Source organism: Kribbella aluminosa, assembly GCF_017876295.1.
Taxonomy (GTDB): Bacteria; Actinomycetota; Actinomycetes; order Propionibacteriales; family Kribbellaceae; genus Kribbella; species Kribbella aluminosa.
Genome location: NZ_JAGINT010000001.1, coordinates 517,746 through 534,300 on the forward strand (window position 1 = coordinate 517,746; position 16,555 = coordinate 534,300).

Genomic DNA, 16,555 nt, shown 5'->3' on the forward strand with positions numbered 1-16,555 from the left:
CCGGTGAGGGGCCGGTCCGCGACCAGCTAGACAGTCTGCCCAAGAGGGGAACTTTTCTTATGTCCGAAGAAGTCATCAACGCCGATCCGCCGGAAGGGCGGCCGGTCGACGCGGTGGGTGAGCCGAACGCTCACGGGCATCGCAATCTCGGGATCGCGCTCGCGCTGATCTGCATGGCGCAGCTGATGGTCGTGCTGGACGGCACCATCGTGAACATCGCGCTGCCGCACATCAAGGCCGCGCTCGGATTCTCCGACGCCTCGCTGCCCTGGGTGGTCAACGCGTACGCGCTGGCGTTCGGCGGTCTGCTGCTGCTCGGCGGCCGGATCGGTGACATCGTCGGCCGCCGCAAGGTGTTCGTGTTCGGTGTCGTGCTGTTCGGCCTGGCGTCGTTCGTCGGCGGTATCGCGCAGAACGAGAGCGTTCTGCTCGCCAGCCGGATCCTCCAGGGTCTCGCGGCCGCGGCGGCCTCGCCGAACGCGCTCGCCCTGATCACCACGACGTTCCCGGCCGGCAAGGAACGCAACCGCGCGATGGGTGTGTACGCCGCGATGTCGGGGGCCGGTGCGGCCGTCGGCCTGATCCTCGGCGGCGCACTGACCGAGGCGTCCTGGCGCTGGACGTTCTTCATCAACACGCCGATCGGCCTGCTGGTCGCCGTACTGGCGTTCCGGTACCTCGGCGAGTCGGCCCGGCAGTCCGGCAAGTTCGACCTGCCCGGCGCCATCACCGGCACCGTGGGGCTGACCGCGCTGGTCTACGGCCTCACGCACGCGGGTTCGAGCGGCTGGGGCAACACCGCCACGCTGATCTACATCTTCGGCGGCCTGGCGCTGATCGGGATCTTCCTCGGGATCGAGGCCCGGTCCCGGCACGCGCTGATGCCGTTCCGGATCCTCGCCAACCGGACCCGTGGGATCAGCTTCTTCGTGATGCTGATCGTCGGTGCGGCGATGTTCTCGATGTTCTACTTCCTGGGCATCTTCGTGCAGTCGATCATGGGCTACAGCGCGCTGAAGACCGGCGTCTCGTTCCTGCCGTTCAGCGTCGGCATCGTGGTCGCGGCGCAGGTCGCGTCGACGCTGGTGGCGCGGGTCGACCCGCGCTGGATCTCCGGTGTGGGTGGCGTGTTCGTGGCGGCCGGCATGTTCGGGTTCAGCCGGCTCCAGGTGGACTCGACGTACCTGACGGACCTGCTGCCGTACATCCTGGTGCTGTCGTTCGGTATGGGCCTGATCTTCGTACCGTTGACGCTGACCGCGGTCAGTGGTGTGGCGGCGGAGGACTCGGGTGTCGGTTCCGCAGTACTGAACACCGTGCAGCAGATCGGTGGTGCGATCGGTCTGGCGCTGCTCGGGACGATCTCCGCGAACGCGATCAAGGACCGGTTCGCCGAGCTGGCCCCGGGCCTGCAGAAGGCGGCCGAGTCCGGGCAGTCGCCGGAGCAGCTCAATCAGCTGAAGGGGCAGTTCTTGGCGCTCGCCACGACGCACGGGTTCACCCGCGCGTTCCTGTGGTCGTCGTTCCTGGCGCTCGGCGCCGGGCTGATCACGCTGATCGGCCTGTCGATCAAGCACAAGGACCTGGCCAACGACGGCCAGAGCCCGGTCCACATGGGCTGAGCGCTGTTAGCGCTCGTCAGAGCTCGGAGGGCCTGCTTCCCGGGAGGGGGGAAGCAGGCCCTTCGTCTTGCTCCCGCGCGGCCCCTAGGGTGTGCAGGTGCTGGACGAACGGAACGAGCGGTTGCAAGGGACTGTGGCGTCGATCGCCGACGGTGTGAGCGGATTCGTCGGCCGGCCTGGCGCGACGGTGCGGGTGATCGCCAAGCAGTCCGGGACCGACTGGCGGCGCTACACGCAGCGGGTCGGTCACGCGTTCGCCGATACGAACCACCTGACCGAGACGCTGCGCCGGGGGCTTCCGGGAATCGACCGGGGTCCGGGCTGGCGGTCTCAGCGCGCGGCCGTGGACGCGCTTGCGCATCCGGACGCCGAGTACGCCGTGGTTGCCGAAGCCGGCGACGACGGACCAGTGACGGTCGTGACGTTCCAGCGGGACAAGGACGACCTGGTCGTGGTCGGCGGCGGTACGACGTTTCCGTCGGCGCCGGCCGGCGTACTCGCGGACGCCTCGTTGCCGAGCGGCGAGCAGGCGGGTTACGCAGTGCAGTACGCGCTGGCGTCGATCGCCGCGCAGGAGACCCTGACGCTGTCCCACCGGGTTTCGCCGGACACCTGGCACGGGCCCCGGGCGCTCGAGGCCCGGCGGATGATCGGGGCCAACGGGCAGTCGCGCAGCACGAAGGCGGCCGCGCAGACCTGGCCGGCGGACGACGTCCGGCACATCGCCGAGCAGGTCGCGCTCCGCCAGCAGGACGGCCGGGATCCCTTCCCCCAGGTCGGATCCGCGATGGCCGACGGGCAGGGTCCCCGGCGGTGGGCGACCGAGCTGAAGGGCTGGATCGATCGGGGCGGCACCATCGAGGTGTACGACCACGGCAACCCGGAGGATCGGGATGCCGCAGGTCTCGCGATGCTTGAACTGGCCCAGAACTCCGACTACCTCGCGCAGAACCCGATTCCTGACAAGCCCGGCGTACGGACGATGGTCGCGATGGCGGACGGGCAGCCACGGGGCCTGGTCACGGCTGGGCGCAATGCCGACGGCAACGTGCAGGTACTGCGGTTCCTCGGCTCGGCGGATACCGGCGCGTTCCGGGCGACCGAGTGCATGATGTTCGAGGCGGCGCGCCGGTCCGGTGGCGCCGTCTCCTTCTCCACGGCCGGTGCCCTCGAATACGCGAAGACGGCGGAGTACTCGATCAGCTCGGCCGATGCCGCGACCCGGTCGTTCCAGCTGCAGTACAACCTGCGGAAGCTGGACAGGCAGTCGGCGACCCGGATGACCGACCTGCTGCGGGCGCTGGACGCACAGGGCGAGCCGGCCGGGGACCCAGAAGTCCTGGCCGCCGCTGTGCAACGGTTCCGCGAAGCCGGTGGGGACGTGCTGTTCCTCCGCCCGTCCGAGCCGACGTTCGTGGCTCTGCAGGAGCAGGCGTCCGAGACTGTGTGGGCGGCCGCTGAGCATGCCGAGGGCGCGGTGCATCCGGGCGTCGACGGCCTGTGGCGGGCCATGAATCCGCCGTCCAGCGAGGGTGGGCAGATGGTGGCGGTCGCCGTACTCGACGGGTCGCCCGTCGCCGCCGCCGCGATCAAGCAGACCGACGCCCGGCACGAACTCGGAGCGCTCGGCGCGGTCCCGGGGGCCGACGACGCCTTGGTCGCCGCGGTCGTCCAAGGGGCGTACAGCCGCGCCTACAACACCCAGCCGCTCACCATGTTCCTGCCGGACGACGAGGCACGGTCGGAGCAGATCGCGGCGGTCGGTCTGCAGGTGACCGAAGTACGGCCGCTCGACGACCCGAGCCGCGTCGAGGTCCGCCTCCCGGACGCCTGGCGGCAGGCGGTCGTCACGGCGGACGCGGAGACGGGCTGGACGACCGCGCGCTCGCTCGACCTGATCTCCGACTCGCTGACCCGTTTCCAGAAGGACAACGGGTCGGTACTGCGGCTGGATCACGCGGTCGCGGCGGACCGGCAGTTGGCGGCGGAGACCGTGCGGGACGTGCAGGCCGACAACCCGGTCGGCCAGTCCGAGCTTCCGGTCCCGCCAGTGAACGGGAACCGGGTGACGGTCGTGGCGCGGTCCGACGAGCACGGACCGGCGTACATCACCTTCGACGAGACTCCGGCCGGCGAGATCGAGGTCGTCGACGTCGCCGCCAAGGGAAACGACTACATCGCCCGGGAGGCGTCGCGGTACTGGTTCTGCGAGCAGGCCGCCCGACGCGACCAGGAGCCGGCGCTGCACGAGCGGATCAGCGACATCGAGCGCTCCCGGGGCACCTGGCGAGCGGCGGAGAGCAAGTACCTGGCCGCGGGCATGCGGAATCGTCTGGGTGACCGTGCGGCCGAACTGTTGCGGCCGGCCCCCGAGCTCGTTCCCGCCGCCGAGCCGCAGGCGCCCGGCACCGCGGACCAAGGGCAGTCGTCGCCGCGGCGCCCTGACGTGCGGCGGCGCGGTTCGATGGAGCGTTAGAGCTGCTTGCGCATGACGAGTTCGCGACGTACGCCGTCGGCCATCAGATCGCCGGGCTCGTCCGTGTCGACGTACCCGTGGCGGAGGTAGAGGCCGTGTGCCGGGTCGTTGCCGGGGACAACAGACAGCGTCATGGCGGTAGCGCCGGTGCTGCGGGCCCAGTCCTCGACAGCGGTCATCAGCGCGTTGCCGACGCCCTGGCCGCGGCCGGCGGGGGCGACCCACATCGACACCAGCTCAGCCGTGTCGTTGTCCGGGAACCCGCCTGCCATTCCGGCCGGCGTACCGTCGATCGTGGCGATCACCTGGTAGGCGCCGGGCTCGGAGAGCCGCTGCCGCCAGCGTTCTTCGGGCGCTTCCACCCAGTCCGCGAGCTGCGAACCGAAGGCGTACGGCGCCTCGCCGAGCGCGGCCAGGCGCAGGTCGCGCCAGGCCTTCCAGTCGTCCGGGCCGATTGCTTGTACGTCGATCACGGTGTTCAGGATCGCAGTCGGCCCTCTGATCGGGTTGGTGGGGTGGGTTTGCGATCAACGCGGAGTCGGGACCAGTCAGTTTCGGGGCGGGAACTTCGAGGAGACCCAGTCGCGGACGCCGCCGAGGCCTTCGCCGAGGTCGCGGAGGAGCTTGGCCAGCGGGTCCTGCGAGCGGCTGAACGCCTCCGAGTACGACTTGGCCGCGTTCTTCGCCTCCTGCGAGATCGACGCGTCGCCGTCGTCCTCGCGCTTCGGGTAGTCGCCGGAGACGATCGTCGTGTACTCGCCCTCGTCGACCCAGCGGCGCAGCTCGTGCGCCCGGATCACGGCCAGCGGGTGCGACTGGGCCTCGAGCAGCAGCAGCTTCAGCACGCTGTCGCGCAGGTCGCCGGCGCTCTCGTACTCCGTGCCCTGTGCAAGGAATGCCGTCGTGTCGAGCTCGGCGAGCTGGCCGCCGCTGGCGAGCTTCATCTGGACGCGCAGCGCGACCGCCGGGTCCTGGACCGCGAGCAGACCGGCCCGGTCGCCGGACAGCTCGGCCTTGCGCGACCACTCGTGCAGGGCCGCGATGATCGCGCGCAGTCCGAGCGCGCCCATCGGCATCCAGTTGAACGCGCCGGTGAGCCGCATCAGCCACATCAGCAGCGACTGGTACAGGGCGTGCCCGCTCTGCGCGTGGCCGAGCTCATGCCCGAGGACGAACCGCAGCTCCTCCTCGTCGAGGCCCGGAAGGAGCGCGCTGTTCACCACGATGAACGGCTTGTCCATGCCGATGGTGACCGCGTTCCAGATCGGGCTGTTGGTGACGTACAGCTCGGGGAGGTCCCGGACGTCGAGGGTGCTGGCCGCCTCGGTGTACAGCCGGTTCACGGTCGGGAACTGCCGCTCGTCGACCCGGATCGCCGACCCGAGGTACTGCAGCCGGAAGGCGCGCTCGTTGATCAGCCCGGACATCTTCCGCAGTACGTAGTCGAACCCCTTCAGCTGCCGCAGCGCCACCAGCGCACCGCGGTCCGCGGGGTGCTCCCACGCCCGCGAGCTGATGTCGGTCAACGTCACCCGCTGCCGCGTCGGCCGATCACTGTTCTCGGTCATCGTTCCCCCTGCCCGGTCGTCATGAGTTCCGACAGTAGCTCGCTTTCGGGGTCCTGCGTCCGGTCACCGAGCGTAGGAATACTCAAATCGGTCTGGAAGTCCTAGCCTGGCCCGCATGAGTGAGGTTGACGGGGTGTGCCGCGAGGTCGATCGCCGCGACGAGAAGGACCGGGCCTGGGTGTCCGAGGCGATCCGGGTCGTGGACGCCGACGCGAACCGGAGCGCGGACACGCATCTGCACGTGTTCCCGATGCCGGAAGGTACCGGTGTGGACCTGTACCTCAAGGACGAGTCCGTGCACCCGACCGGCTCGCTCAAGCACCGCCTGGCCCGGTCGCTGTTCCTGTACGCCCTCTGCAACGGCTGGATCCACGAGGGCACCGCGGTGATCGAGGCGTCCAGCGGCTCCACAGCGGTCAGCGAGGCGTACTTCGCGCGCCTGCTCGGTCTCCCGTTCGTCGCCGTGATGCCGCGCTCGACCAGCCCCGAGAAGGTCGAGCTGATCGAGTTCTACGGCGGCCGCTGCCACTTCGTCGAGCGCTCCGGGCAGATCTACGGCGAGGCCAAGCGGCTCGCCGAGGAGACCGGCGGGCACTACATGGACCAGTTCACGTACGCCGAACGCGCGACCGACTGGCGCGGCAACAACAACATCGCCGAGTCGATCTTCGGCCAGCTGTCGCTCGAACAGCACCCGATCCCGACCTGGATCGTGGTCGGCGCCGGGACCGGCGGTACGTCGGCCACCATCGGCCGGTACGTCCGCTACCAGCGCCACGAGACCTCGGTCGCGGTCGTCGACCCCGAGAACTCCGCGTTCTTCCCGGCCTTCGAAGCCGGCGACCACGAGTTCTCCACCGGCCGCCCGTCCCGCATCGAAGGGATCGGCCGCCCGCGCGTCGAACCGTCGTTCGTCCTCGGCGTCGTCGACCGGATGATCTCCGTCCCGGACGCCGCCTCGATCGCCGCGATGCGCTTCTGCTCTCGCGTCACCGGCCGCCTCGTCGGCGGCTCCACCGGCACCAACCTGTGGGGCGCCCTCCGCCTGGCCGCCGAAATGCGCCGTACCGGAGCCCACGGCAGCATCGTCACCCTCCTCTGCGACAGCGGCGAACGCTACGGCAACACCTACTACGACGACGCCTGGCTCCGCACCAGCGGCATCGACATCACCCCGTACGCCGCCACCCTGGAAACCTTCGCCACCACCGGCCACTGGACCGAGCCGAAGTAGTAGTCCCACGTGGCGACGGGCTCTCGCACTAAACTGCGGCGACCCCGACTATAATACCTGCATCCGTACTATAGTCGGGTTATCGTGACAATTGTGATGGGGGCTGTGATGGACCTCGCACGCCCGATCGGCACTGTGGTCCCGACACTGGACGGTCCTGTGCTGGCAGCGCTCGCTCGCACCACCCAGCCCTTGACGGGCCGTCGAGTGCACCAGTTGGCCGAGGTGGGCAGCGAATCCGGAGTGCGCAAGGTTCTGACCAGGCTGGTCGACACCGGACTGGTCACGGCCACAGCCGCTGGCCCGAGCGTCATGTACGTGCTGAATCGCAAGCACCTGGCCGCGGATGCTGTCCTCGACCTCGTGTCCCTGCCCGGCAAGCTGGTCCACCGCCTCACGGAGGCGGTTGGGCAGTGGGAGGCACTCCCCGTGCATGTCAGCCTCTTCGGCTCGGTCGCTCGAGGGGAAGGCGGCCTCGACAGCGACATCGATCTTCTCGTGGTGCACGCGGCGGACAAGTCATCCACCGCACTGCCCGACAAGATCGCGATGCTTGCCGAGCAAGTTCACGAGTGGACGGGCAACTTCCTCCAGACCTACGCGATCAGCATCGACGAATTGGCCAACCATCTCCTGGCCGGCGAACCGATCGTGAACGAGTGGCTCCGCGACTGCATCACGGTCTACGGCCACGACTTCCGCCGTCTTCACGCCGAGGTCAGCAGGAACGTGCTGGGCCGATGAGCCCGACCAAGGGCCGGACCGAAGACTGCAACCGGGCGCAGGCCCGCGTTCGACTGAACCAGGCCCGCGCCTTCCTCGACGTTGCCGAGCTGGTCGAGGGCGAGGAGAACGACCTTTCCACCGATCACGTCTCCGCGGCCCTCGCAGTCCTCGCCGGCATCGCGGCAGCCGACGCTGCCTGCTGTACGGCGCTCGGGTACCGGTCGCGCGGACAGGACCACCGCCGAGCACTCGCCCTTGTCGCTCAAGCCGGCTCCGACGGCATCAAAGACAACGCCCACTACGGACTGGTGTTCGTCCAGCCCGGGCAGGTGAAGAAGGCCGTGCGGCACGCGAGGATTCTCGTTGACGGCGCTTCGAAGCTCCTCACCGAACAAAGCTGACCAGTTCGGCGAGGATCGCCCTCCCGGGAGTGCTGCCAGGGTCGTTTCATGGCAGTAAGGCGAGTTTGCCTGTGGTGGTTCGGGATTCGAGTTGTGTGAGGGCTTTCGGGCCGTCGGTGAGTGCGTAGGTGGTTGGGGTGGTGGGGGTGAGGACGCCGGTGGAGATCAGGGTGAACAGTTCGGTGAGGACTTCGCCGTAGATGTGTGGTGTGTGCTGGATTAGTGCGCCGAGGTTCAGGCCGATGACGTGGAGCTGGTGTTTGTAGACCAGGTCCCAGTTGGTGAGGGTTGAGGTGCCGGCGGCCAGGCCGTAGACGACTACGCGGCCGGTGACGGGTTTGGTCACCTCGAGGCTGGTGGTGAGGGTGGTGGATTCGAGGGACAGGTCGACGCCGGTGGTCAGGTCGAGGATGTCGGTGGTCAGGCTGGGGCTGCGGGAGTCCAGGACGTGGTCGGCGCCCAGGCGGCGTACGGTGTCGTGCTTCTCCGGTGAGGCCGTGGCGATCACCGTGGCGCCGTGGTGCTTGGCCATCCGTACGGCGGCCTGGCCGGTGGCGCCGGCTGCGGCGTGGATCAGGACGGTCTCGCCGGCCGCCAGGCTGCCCAGCGGGCGGAGGGCCGCCAGCGCGGTCGGCCAGTTGACGACCAGGCCGAGCGCCTGTTCGTCGTCCCACCCGGCCGGCACGGGGAGCGCGGCGACCGCGGGCAGTACGGCGTACTCCGCGAACGCACCGCCGCCGATGCACACGCCGATCACGTGCATACCGGGCGCGAGGTCGACGCCCGCGCCGACGGAGACCACCTCGCCGGCGGCCTCGATTCCGGCGACGTACGGCGGCTGCGGGCCGCCCGCGAACGTGCCGTGCGACTGGGAGCTGTCGACGAAGTTCACCCCGGCGGCCGTCACCCGGACGAGCACCTCGCCCGGCCCGGGGCGGGGGACCGATGCGTCCGTCAGCTTCAGGTCCTGCGGTCCGTTCAGCGACGTCTGCAGTAGTGCTCGCATCCCACACCTCTTTTGTTGGTCGATCGGCCAACAAAAGAGTTGCACCGCGGAGAAGGGTGAGTCAAGATGAACTTGGTCGATCGACCAACAAACTTCGGAGGAGCGGATGGCGACCCGCGGCAGACCGCGTACGTTCGACCCGGACGTCGCCTTGCGCCAGGCCCTCGACGTGTTCTGGGAACGCGGCTACGAAGGCACCTCGCTGAGCGACCTCGCCGAGGCGATGGGGATCCGTTCCGCGAGCATCTACGCGTACTTCGGCAGCAAGGAGGACCTGTTCCGCCAGGTCATGAGCCTGTACGGCGCAACCGCCGGCGAACCGCCCCGCCGTGCCCTCCGTGACGGCGCGACCGCCCGCGACGCGATCCACGCGATGCTGCGGGCGACCGCGGACCAGATCACCCACCCCGAGCATCCGCACTATTGCATGCTGATCCTCGCCGCCCCCACCGGCGCCGTCGAGAACCACGCCGTCCGCCAGTTCCTCGCCGACGGCCGCCGGCGCATATACGACGAGATCAGGGACCGCCTGGCCGCCGACGTACCGCCCGCGCGACTCGACGCGATCGCCCGCTACTACACGACCGTCGTCCAAGGCCTCTCCCTCCAGGCCCGCGACGGCGCCACCCGCCCCGAACTGGAAACCGTCATCACCTGCGCAATGTCCGCCTGGGAAGCCCTATGACCCGAACCGGCATGTCCGGCGAATCTAGTGGCCGGTGGCGTCCTGGAGGATCCAGGTGAGGAGGGCGTGGGTGTCCTGGGCGCGTTCGGTGGGGGTGTTGTAGGTGGTCGGGGTGCCGGGGGTTTCGCGGATGGCGAGGGCTTCCTCGGCGAGCTGGTGCCAGCGGGGGTCCAGGGAGTTGAGGACGTACCGGCCGGCGCCGCTCTTCGAGGTGAGGGTTCGGGTGGTGAGGAGGTGGTGGAGGCGGGGGGCGCCGAGGGTGACCCAGGCGACGGCGGCGTCGTTCTGGCCGGCGGTGGCGAGGTCGGCGAGCTCGATCCGCCGGGCGATGGCGCGCCAGTACGTGTCGAGGTTCGTCCGGGTGAACGCGATCAGGTCGTCGAGGTTCGTGTAGACCGGCGGGAGTTCGCCGTGGACGACCACCGGGCGCTCGGCCAGCTCGTGCCAGGTGACCAGGTTGATGTCGCTGGTGCCCTCGGGGTTGAACGCCCCCTGGAAGAACACCGGACGCGGCGAGAGCGCTGACGGATGGGTCGCCAAGTCGGCGGCCGTGCAGTGAAAGCCGTCGAAGGTCAGCTCCGCCTTGGCTGTCTCGTGTGCCTCCTGCAGGAGCTTCAGATCGCTTCCGGCCGGTACGTCGTCCCACACCGCGACGAAGTCGACGTCGCTACCGGGGAAGAACTCGCCCCAGCAGATCGACCCGTGCAGGAACAGCCCGGTCAGCCGTTCCGGAAGGCGGCTGTCCACCTCGGCCAGGAAGCGCTCGGTCAGTTCCGCGACAGCAACCGGCAAAGTCATGCCGCCGAAGCCTACCCACCGATGGCTAGGCCGAGTCCGAGGCCGACGGCGTACAGGAGTTCGGTGAGGCCGGTGTTCTTCAGGACCGGGATGAGGGCCGGGCCGACCGCGTCGCTGAGAATCACCCGCGTGGACTTGATGGCCAGTGGGACGGCGATGAAGGCCAGCAGCGCCCACGGGGTCGCGGCTGCCGAGACGGCGGCCAGGACGAAGGCGAGGACCACCAGAGCGGCGTACAGGCGGCGGGAGTTGGCCGCGCCCAGGACCACGGCCAGCGTGCGCTTGCCGGTCACCGAGTCGGTGGGGATGTCGCGGAGGTTGTTGGCGACCAGCAGCGCGCAGGCGATCGAGCCGACCGAGACGGCGCCCGCGACGGCGGTCCAGTGCACGGTCTCGGCCTGGACGTACGTCGTACCGAGCACGGCGACCAGTCCGAAGAAGAGGAAAACGCTGACCTCGCCGAGGGCGCGGTAGCCGTACGGCTTCTTGCCGCCGGTGTAGAACCACGCGCCGAGCAGCGACGCGGCCCCGGCGACCAGCAGCCACCAGGTGGTTGTGGCGCACAGCACGATGCCGAGCACGGCGCCGACACCGAAACAGCTGAACGCGGCCGTCTTCACGGCGCCGGGAGAGGCGACCTTGGAGCCGACCAGGCGCAACGGGCCGACGCGGTTCTCGTCGGTGCCGCGGATGCCGTCGCTGTAGTCGTTGGCGTAGTTGACGCCGATCTGCAGCGCCAGCGCGACGCCGAGGGCCAGCAGTGCCTTCCACCAGACGAAGCCGTCCAGGTAGGCGGCCGCGCCGGTTCCGACGAGCACGGGGGAGATCGCGGCGGGCAAGGTGCGGGGGCGGGCGCCTTCGATCCACTGGGCAGGGGTAGCCATGACCGTCGATTCTGTCAGCCACACGGTCGACCCGCCGCGGCGGGCCGACCGTGTGGCAAAGCTCTCCAACGTGCTGCGAGCCGACCGTGGGCCGTACGCTCGGTGTGACATGTCTACCTTGCGGCTGATTCCCGGTACGCCGGACGCGGTCTTGTCGGCGCTGAGCGAAGTACTCGACGGGAGCGGTGCGCCGTTCGCCCCGGTGCCGGAGGACGCCGTCGGGGCTGCGCGGGTGCACCAGGCCGCGGCGCCGGACGAGCCGCTCGAGGACGACTGCGCCGTGGTGCTGACCACGTCCGGGTCCTCGGGCGAGCCGAAGGGCGTGCTGCTGTCGCGGGACGCCCTGATCTCCTCGGCGGTCGCCACCCATGACCGGCTCGGCGGCCCCGGGCAGTGGCTGCTGCCGATGAAGCCGTACTTCGTCGGCGGCCTGCAGATCCTCACCCGCTCGCTGGTCGCCGGTACGACGCCGGTCCCGGTCGGCGACAGCTTCACCGCCGCGGCCCGCCGGCTGACCGGAGACCGCCGCTACACCGCGATGGTCCCGACGCAGCTGGCGCGCTATCTCGAGACGGACCTGGAAGCGCTGCGGTCGTTCGACGCGATCATCATCGGCGGGGCGTCGACGCCGGAGCCGCTGAAACGGCGCGCGCGGGAAGCCGGCGTGACCGCGATCCCGGCGTACGGGATGACCGAGACCGGCAGCGGTTGCGTGTACGACGGGGTGCCGCTGGACGGTACGTCGATCGACCTGGACGGCGGGCGGATCCTGATCAAGGGCAGCACGCTGTTCTCCGGGTACCGGCTGCGTCCGGAGCTGACCGCCGACGTACTGCGGGACGGCTGGTTCCGTACGCAGGACCGTGGCGAGTTCGTGGACGGGCGCCTGCGGGTTGTCGGCCGCGTGGACGACGTGGTGATCTCCGGGGGCGTGAACGTCACGCTGACCACCGTGCAGGCGCGGCTGCTCGAACACCCCCGGGTGAAGGACGCTGTCGTGCTGGGAGCACCCGATGCGGAGTGGGGGACACGGGTGATCGCTTTCGTCGTCGGTGAGCCCGCGCGGGACGAGGTCCGCGACTGGGTCAGCGAGACCCTGCCGCGGACCTGGGCGCCGCAGGACGTCGTACAGCTGGAGGCGTTGCCGATGCTTGCTTCGGGCAAGGTTGACCGGCAGCGGCTGCTGGAGAACGCTCGGTGATCACGTACTCGATCGCGCTCAAGAACAAGTTCCGGGGCATCACGGTGCGCGAGGGCATGCTGTACGAAGGCCCTGCGGGCTGGGCCGAGTGGAGCCCGTTCTTGGACTACGACGACGCCACGTGTGTCCCCTGGCTGCGTGCGGCGCGTGAAGCCGCCGAGGACGGGTGGCCGGCACCAGTACGCGACCTGGTCCCGGTCAACTGCACTGTTCCGGCCGTAGGTCCTGAGAAGGCCGCGGAGATCGTCAGAGCATCGGGATGCGGTACGGCGAAGGTGAAGGTGGCTGAGCCGGGGCAGACGCTCGCTGACGACCTGGAGCGGGTGGAAGCGGTACGGGATGCCATAGGCAACGGAAACGTCCGCATTGACGCCAACGGGCTGTGGTCGGTGGACCAGGCGCTGCGGAGCCTCAAGGAGTTGCAGCGGTTCGAGTTGGAGTACGTCGAGCAGCCGTGCGCGACTGTGGAGGAGTTGGCTGAGGTCAGGCGGCGTACGGGCGTACCTGTTGCGGCTGACGAGTCCATCCGCCGGGCTGAGGATCCGCTGCGGGTGAAGAAGCTCGACGCGGCTGACATCGCCGTACTGAAGGTGCAGCCGATCGGTGGCGTCCGTGCGTGTCTGGACATCGCAGAGCAGATCGGACTGCCCGTCGTGGTGTCGTCAGCGCTGGAGACCTCAGTAGGTATCGCGGCCGGCGTTGCACTCGCTGCTGCGCTTCCGGAGCTGCCGTACGCGTGCGGGCTGGCCACGGTCTCGATGTTTACGCAAGAGGTCGTCACGGAACCTCTACTGCCCACCAACGGGTTCCTGCCGGTCAAACGCGTCGCCCCGGATCCCCAACTGCTACAGGCTTCCCGTGCTGATGCGGAACGGACCAGGGTGTGGGAAGAGCGCCTGTCCCGAGTAAGGAGTGCCGGATGAACCCGTCCACAGCGTTCGCGACTGTGGTGGTCGACGAGCTGATCCGTTGCGGTGTCCGCGAGGCTGTGGTGTCACCGGGCTCCCGGAGCGCCCCGCTGGCGCTGGCACTCGCTGCTGCGGACCGCGACGGGCGGTTGCGGCTGCACGTTCGCATCGACGAACGTACGGCGGGCTTCTTGGCTATCGGGCTGATGCGGGGCACTGGTCTGCCGGTGCCTGTTGTGACGACGTCGGGTACCGCGGTCGCGAACCTGCACCCTGCTGTGCTCGAAGCGTCGCACAGTGGGCTCCCGCTGGTTGTGCTGAGTGCGGACCGTCCGCCTGCGCTCAGAGGTAGCGGGGCGAACCAGACGACTGACCAGTTGAAGGTGTTCGGGTCTGCGGTCCGGCTGTTCCACGAGATGGGTACGCCGGTGCGTGAGATCGGGCAGGTGGCGTACTGGCGGTCGCAGGTTGCACGAGCGGTGGCTGTGGCTACGGGAGCGCGGTCCGCTGATCCTGGGCCCGTGCAGTTGAACTGCCCGCTCAGCGAGCCTCTCGTGCCTACCGAGGGGCCTGACTGGCCGGAGCCCTTGGCTGGTCGTAGTACTGGGCCCTGGACTGCTGTGCACGCTGCGGCTGGGCAACCGGCGGCAGTGTCTCCCGGGCCGAAGACGGTGGTGGTTGCTGGCGACGGGGCCTCGCAGGCGGCCCGGCTGGTGGCTGAGGCGGGGCGGTGGCCCTTGTTCGCGGAGCCGTCGAGCCGGGCACGGACCGGGTCGTCCGTCATCTCGCTGTACCGGTTGTTGCTGCAGGCAAGTGAATTGGCCGGTGAGATCGAGCGCGTGCTGGTCTTCGGGCACCCGACGCTGTCGCGGCCGATCTCGCAACTGCTGGCGCGGGCCGACGTGCAGGTGATCGTGGTGTCGCCGACCGGGTCCTGGCCGGACCCGGCCCGGCGGGCGGCGTCGGTGGTGACCGGGATGGAGGTCACCGCGCCCGACGGGACCGACTGGCTGGCGCGCTGGCAGGCCGCGGACCAGGCGGCTCGCCCGGAGATCGACAAGCTGCTCGCGGACGGCCTGAGCGGACCGAGCGTCGCCGCACTCGTCGCTGAGACCGTAGGCGCCGACGGCATGCTCGTGGTCGCCTCCTCGAACCCGGTCCGCGACCTCGACCTCGCCCCGGTCGTGCCGATCCGGACCATCGCCAACCGCGGCCTGGCCGGTATCGACGGCACGATCTCCACCGCCGTCGGCGCCGCGCTCGCGAACGCGGGCCCGACGTACGCGCTGATCGGCGACCTCGCGTTCCTGCACGACAGCAACGGCCTGATCATCGGACCGGACGAGCCCCGCCCGGACCTGCGGATCGTGGTCGTCAACGACAACGGCGGCGGGATCTTCTCCACCCTCGAACAGGGGGATCCGACGCACGCCACGCACTTCGAGCGCGTCTTCGGTACGCCGCACAACGTGGACCTGTCCGCACTGTGCGCCGCCAGCGGTACGTCGTACACGCTCGTGCAGACAGCCGACGAGCTGCGGGCCGCTCTCGTGCCGACGGTGGCCGGGGTGGACGTGGTCGAGGTACGGATCTCCCGCGACAGCCACCGGCCGTTGAGCCAGTCGCTGGTGGACGCGATCAAGTAGTTGTGACGGGTACCTTCCGCGCCGGTTGCAGCGTGCGGAGGTGGTTGAGCAGCGGCAGGGCGATCGCGATCACCAGGGCGGTCGTCGTCAGGATCGGGATGGTCGCGCCGCGCAGTGACGAGTTGAGCGGGGCGGCGATCGTGAAGATCAGGCTGACCGCGGTGATGGTCGTGGTCAGCCGTCGGCCGGGCCGTGCGACGGCCAGGAACGGCAGGCACCACAGGAAGTACCAGTCGTGCGCGCTTGGGCCCAGTACGACAACCGCGAGCAGGGCCACTCCGACAGCCCGCGCTGCGTAGTGGATGGACGACCTGAGGCTCAGCCACGCGATCAGGCCGAGTGCGGCGACCATACCGATCAGCCGCACGATCTGTAGTGCCTGTGCGGCGGCAGTGTCCTCGCCCAGCCAGCCGAGTACGCCGGACGCCGCCATACCGACCAGGTTGGCGATGGAGAACGGAGAACGAACCAGCCCGGGTACGTCGAGCGCACCGAGCCAGCCGGAGCCCACACCGGTCAGGGCCCCGACGGTGACGAGTGTCAGCACCGACACGGCGCCCGCGATCACGAGGCTGGCGAACCGGTGCAGCCGCCCTGCCAGCGGGCTCATCACCGCAGCGATCGCTATTGCGACCAGCCCGCCCGGGAGCTTCACCGCGGCGGCAGCACCGGCCACGACAGCCGCCGTACCCCAACGGCCCGTCAGTGCGAGTGCGAACGCGCTACAGGCCAGCCCCAGCATCAGGATGTCGTTGTGAGCGGCGCCGATGCCGTGGGTGATCAGCATGGGGTTCAGTACGACCAGCCAGGTCGCAAAGGCCGGGTCGACCCGGCAGGCGGTCGCAAGTCGCGGTACGGCCCAGGCGATGAGGACAATGCCGAGTACTGCGAGCAGGCGGTGCGCCAGCATCAGCTGGTACGGGTTCATGGTCAGGTGGGCGACCAGGCCGCCGTACGCGAGCGGCAGGGGACCGTACGGTGCAGGGGTCTGCATCCACATCGGGTCGACGGCCTCGACGATGTGGCCGGACAGTACGCCGGGTCCTACGTCGTACGGGTTGTAGCCCTCCGCTACCAGCGCGCCCTGGGCCGCGTAGCTCCAGGCGTCGCGGCTGAACAGCGGCGGCGCCAGGAGCAGCGGGACGCTCCAGTACGCCGTCATCCGGAGCAGGGGGAGCCGCTCGCCGGCCATGACCCGCCGGCCGACGGTGAGCCAGGCCCAGGCCATCAGCCCGAGCCCGGCCACCATGAACGTCAACCCGACCATCCGCCCGGGCAGGGAGTGACGCAGCGGGACCGAGGCGACCCACGACGACTGTGGCACCACCGACGTCACCAGGCTGGCGAGAGCAACTACGACAGAGCCGACGACCCCACGGACGATCGGCGAGCGCATGAGC

At 69.5% G+C, this 16,555-nt stretch carries 15 protein-coding genes; 9 read left to right on the top strand and 6 right to left on the bottom strand.

What is annotated here, in order from left to right; genetic code table 11:
• The first annotated feature begins 59 nt into the window (after nucleotides 1–59).
• Both JOF29_RS02570 and JOF29_RS02575 read left to right on the top strand, forming a co-directional pair.
• Complete coding sequence (locus JOF29_RS02570) at nucleotides 60–1,622, top strand: MFS transporter (protein WP_209692622.1); 1,563 nt, start codon at nucleotides 60–62, stop codon at nucleotides 1,620–1,622.
• Between the two features lie 97 nt (nucleotides 1,623–1,719).
• Nucleotides 1,720–4,098 (top strand): hypothetical protein, encoded by a 2,379-nt coding sequence (locus JOF29_RS02575; protein WP_209692623.1) that lies wholly within the window; start codon nucleotides 1,720–1,722, stop codon nucleotides 4,096–4,098.
• Here JOF29_RS02575 and JOF29_RS02580 read toward each other — a convergent pair.
• Both JOF29_RS02580 and JOF29_RS02585 read right to left on the bottom strand, forming a co-directional pair.
• Complete coding sequence (locus JOF29_RS02580) at nucleotides 4,095–4,571, bottom strand: GNAT family N-acetyltransferase (protein WP_307863117.1); 477 nt, start codon at nucleotides 4,569–4,571, stop codon at nucleotides 4,095–4,097. The genes JOF29_RS02575 and JOF29_RS02580 overlap by 4 nt on opposite strands.
• 75 nt (nucleotides 4,572–4,646) lie before the next feature.
• A complete protein-coding gene (locus tag JOF29_RS02585; protein ID WP_209692624.1) occupies nucleotides 4,647–5,666 on the bottom strand; it encodes a M48 family metallopeptidase in 1,020 nt (339 codons plus the stop codon).
• Between the two features lie 115 nt (nucleotides 5,667–5,781).
• On the opposite strand from JOF29_RS02585, the gene cds1 reads away from it, so the two are divergent.
• From cds1 to JOF29_RS02600, 3 genes are all read left to right on the top strand, one after another.
• Complete coding sequence (cds1, locus tag JOF29_RS02590) at nucleotides 5,782–6,900, top strand: L-cysteine desulfhydrase Cds1 (protein WP_209692625.1); 1,119 nt, start codon at nucleotides 5,782–5,784, stop codon at nucleotides 6,898–6,900.
• 159 nt (nucleotides 6,901–7,059) lie between these two features.
• On the top strand, nucleotides 7,060–7,644 hold the full coding sequence (locus JOF29_RS02595) for a nucleotidyltransferase domain-containing protein (protein ID WP_209692626.1): 585 nt from the start codon (nucleotides 7,060–7,062) through the stop codon (nucleotides 7,642–7,644).
• Nucleotides 7,641–8,027 (top strand): hypothetical protein, encoded by a 387-nt coding sequence (locus JOF29_RS02600; RefSeq protein WP_209692627.1) that lies wholly within the window; start codon nucleotides 7,641–7,643, stop codon nucleotides 8,025–8,027. The genes JOF29_RS02595 and JOF29_RS02600 overlap by 4 nt, the downstream gene beginning before the upstream one ends.
• Nucleotides 8,028–8,073: 46 nt before the next feature.
• Here JOF29_RS02600 and JOF29_RS02605 read toward each other — a convergent pair whose 3' ends face one another.
• Nucleotides 8,074–9,033 carry an NADPH:quinone oxidoreductase family protein gene (locus JOF29_RS02605; RefSeq protein ID WP_209692628.1) on the bottom strand — a complete coding sequence of 320 codons (960 nt, stop codon included), beginning with the start codon at nucleotides 9,031–9,033 and terminating at the stop codon, nucleotides 8,074–8,076.
• Between the two features lie 106 nt (nucleotides 9,034–9,139).
• Here JOF29_RS02605 and JOF29_RS02610 point away from each other — a divergent pair, with 106 nt between their 5' ends.
• Nucleotides 9,140–9,718 carry a TetR/AcrR family transcriptional regulator gene (locus tag JOF29_RS02610; RefSeq protein ID WP_209692629.1) on the top strand — a complete coding sequence of 193 codons (579 nt, stop codon included), beginning with the start codon at nucleotides 9,140–9,142 and terminating at the stop codon, nucleotides 9,716–9,718.
• A gap of 24 nt (nucleotides 9,719–9,742) precedes the next feature.
• Here JOF29_RS02610 and JOF29_RS02615 read toward each other — a convergent pair whose 3' ends face one another.
• Both JOF29_RS02615 and JOF29_RS02620 read right to left on the bottom strand, forming a co-directional pair.
• Nucleotides 9,743–10,516 carry a nucleotidyltransferase domain-containing protein gene (locus JOF29_RS02615; RefSeq protein ID WP_209692630.1) on the bottom strand — a complete coding sequence of 258 codons (774 nt, stop codon included), beginning with the start codon at nucleotides 10,514–10,516 and terminating at the stop codon, nucleotides 9,743–9,745.
• An 11-nt stretch (nucleotides 10,517–10,527) separates the two neighbouring features.
• Nucleotides 10,528–11,400 (bottom strand): 1,4-dihydroxy-2-naphthoate polyprenyltransferase, encoded by an 873-nt coding sequence (locus JOF29_RS02620; RefSeq protein ID WP_209692631.1) that lies wholly within the window; start codon nucleotides 11,398–11,400, stop codon nucleotides 10,528–10,530.
• Between the two features lie 109 nt (nucleotides 11,401–11,509).
• Here JOF29_RS02620 and menE point away from each other — a divergent pair, with 109 nt between their 5' ends.
• Genes menE through menD form a run of 3 tightly spaced genes read left to right on the top strand, consistent with a single transcriptional unit; the run spans nucleotide 11,510 to nucleotide 15,155 of the window.
• Nucleotides 11,510–12,601, top strand: coding sequence for an o-succinylbenzoate--CoA ligase (gene menE / locus JOF29_RS02625; RefSeq protein ID WP_209692632.1), 1,092 nt, complete (start codon nucleotides 11,510–11,512; stop codon nucleotides 12,599–12,601).
• A complete protein-coding gene (locus JOF29_RS02630; protein WP_209692633.1) occupies nucleotides 12,598–13,524 on the top strand; it encodes an o-succinylbenzoate synthase in 927 nt (308 codons plus the stop codon). The genes menE and JOF29_RS02630 overlap by 4 nt, the downstream gene beginning before the upstream one ends.
• Nucleotides 13,521–15,155 (top strand): 2-succinyl-5-enolpyruvyl-6-hydroxy-3-cyclohexene-1-carboxylic-acid synthase, encoded by a 1,635-nt coding sequence (gene menD, locus JOF29_RS02635; protein WP_209692634.1) that lies wholly within the window; start codon nucleotides 13,521–13,523, stop codon nucleotides 15,153–15,155. Before JOF29_RS02630 ends, menD begins: the two co-directional genes overlap by 4 nt.
• On the opposite strand, the gene mptB is transcribed toward menD, so the two are convergent.
• Nucleotides 15,148–16,551: a polyprenol phosphomannose-dependent alpha 1,6 mannosyltransferase MptB gene (gene mptB, locus JOF29_RS02640; RefSeq protein WP_209692635.1), complete on the bottom strand. Its 1,404-nt coding sequence runs from the start codon at nucleotides 16,549–16,551 to the stop codon at nucleotides 15,148–15,150. The two genes, menD and mptB, sit on opposite strands and share 8 nt — an antisense overlap.
• Between the last annotated feature and the right edge of the window lie 4 nt (nucleotides 16,552–16,555).